At 67.6% G+C, this 1,887-nt stretch carries 2 protein-coding genes and 2 pseudogenes; all 4 read left to right on the top strand.

Annotated features, from left to right (window positions below):
- Positions 1 to 361: pseudogene (locus JCM19049_RS12930) on the top strand (hypothetical protein); the annotation flags it as partial.
- Entirely contained in the window at positions 358 to 951 is a 594-nt protein-coding gene (locus tag JCM19049_RS20880; protein WP_279403178.1) for a metal ABC transporter substrate-binding protein, read from the top strand. The pseudogene JCM19049_RS12930 and the gene JCM19049_RS20880, both read left to right, overlap by 4 nt.
- Entirely contained in the window at positions 903 to 1,301 is a 399-nt protein-coding gene (locus JCM19049_RS20885) for a metal ABC transporter substrate-binding protein (protein WP_279403179.1), read from the top strand. The genes JCM19049_RS20880 and JCM19049_RS20885 overlap by 49 nt, the downstream gene beginning before the upstream one ends.
- Before the next feature lie 8 nt (positions 1,302 to 1,309).
- Positions 1,310 to 1,887: pseudogene (locus tag JCM19049_RS12940) on the top strand (hypothetical protein); the annotation flags it as partial.

Genomic DNA, 1,887 nt, shown 5'->3' on the forward strand with positions numbered 1-1,887 from the left:
GGTGCTCGACGCGCGCGAAGGCAAATGGCAGCGCATCTTGGCCGACGTTCCGCTGTTGCGCGTGAGCGCGGTGGATGACAAGGACGGACACGTGGTGGCGCTTGATACCGCGGGGCGCATCCACGTGCAGAAGCTCACGAGCAATGAGCCCGCCAAGGTCTCCGAACCCCTGCTGGCCAAGACCCTGGCCGATAAGAAGGCGCTGGCCGGCGTGGAGCTCGTGGTGGACCAGCAGCGTGCCTACCTCAACGACCCCGCGGCCAATGCCGTGCATGAAATCGGCTTCACCGACGGGGCGCGGATCGCCCGGCATATCGAAACCCCGACCGCGCCGGACTTCATAGCGGAGACCGGGCGGTGAGCGGCCGCTTCGCCCGTCGTCTCGCTGCTGCAGCAGGGCTGGCCACCGGCCTGTTGCTGGCCGGCTGCACGCCGGATGCCGGCGGGAGCGAACCGCCCAGGATCGTGGTCACCACTAACATCCTGGGAGACGTCACCCGGAACATGGTCGGGGACGCTGCCGAAGTCACCACCTTGATGAAGCCGAACGCGGACCCGCACTCCTTCGAAATCTCGGCGCGCCAGGCGGCCGCGCTGGGCGACGCCGACCTGCTGGTAGCCAACGGGCTGGGACTGGAGGAGGGGCTGGAACGGCACCTGGAAACCGCTACGGCCTCCGGCGCCAGGCTGTTCGAAGCCGGGGAGCACCTTCAGGCCATCGACTATGCCCGGGATTCCGGGAGCACGGCGGCGGACCCGCACTTCTGGACCGACCCGGCGCGGATGCTCGACGTCATCGACGCGCTGGAAGCCGAGCTGCGCGGCATCGAGGGCATCGACGTGGGCAGCTGGAGGAATCCACCGCCGCCTACCGTGCCCAGGTCGCCCAGCTCGACGAGCAGATGTCCAGCTCTTTCGCGCAGATCCCCGCCGAGCGACGCGCGCTGGTGACCAACCACCACGTCTTCGGCTATCTCGCCCAGCGCTTCGGATTCCGCGTTATCGGGGCGGTGATCCCCGGCGGCACGACGCTGGCCTCGCCCAGCGCCGCCGACCTGAAGGAGCTGGCGGACGCGATCCGTACGGCGAACGTCCCGGCGATTTTCGCCGACTCCTCGCAGCCCGACCGGCTGGTGCAGGCCCTGGCCAGCGAGTCCGGGGTCCAGGTGGAGGTCATCGAGCTGTTCACCGAATCGCTGACCGAACCCGGGCAAGGGGCAGCCGACTACCTGGAAATGATGCAAGCCAATACCGAAAGAATCACCCGCGGCTCAGCTGACGAGCCCATCCTTGAAAGGTAATGAACAACATGAACAAGACATATCGCCGATCCCTCGGCATGCTTTCCTCGTTGGCGGTGCTGGCGCTGACCGCCACCGGCTGCGCGGGCAGCGGCGAACCAGAAGCCAGCGCATCTTCGGGATCGCAGCAGGCCAGCGGCACCGCGCCGCTGGCGGTCTCCTACGAAAACGCCATCGCGGTGCTCGACGGGCAGAGCCTGGAAGTGAAGCAGACCTTCGACAGCGAGGCGTTCACCCGGCTGAACGCCGCCGGTGACGGACGCAGCGTCCTGGTCACGACCTCGAAGGGCTTCCAGGTGCTCGACACCATGACCCCCGAATTGCGCCAGGCCACCTTCGCCGCCAAGACGCCCGGCCACGTGGTGCGCCACGACGGGAAGACCAACCTGTTTGACGACGGCACCGGAGATACCACCATCTTCGACTCCACGCAGCTGGCCGACAGCGGGCAGGACCTGCCGCAAACCGAGGTCGTACCCGGCCAGGAAGCCCACCACGGGGTTCGATCAAGCTCTCCGACGCATGCTGGTGACCACCGTGGGCAACGCCGAATCGCGCAGCGGCGCGAAGGCGCTGGACGAGCACG

This window comes from Arthrobacter sp. JCM 19049 (genome assembly GCF_001310435.1).

What these genes read in the sequence shown, in the direction of transcription:
- JCM19049_RS20885 (WP_279403179.1), top strand. Translation starts at nt 903, where the DNA reads ATGTCCAGCTCTTTCGCGCAGATCCCCGCCGAGCGACGCGCGCTGGTG.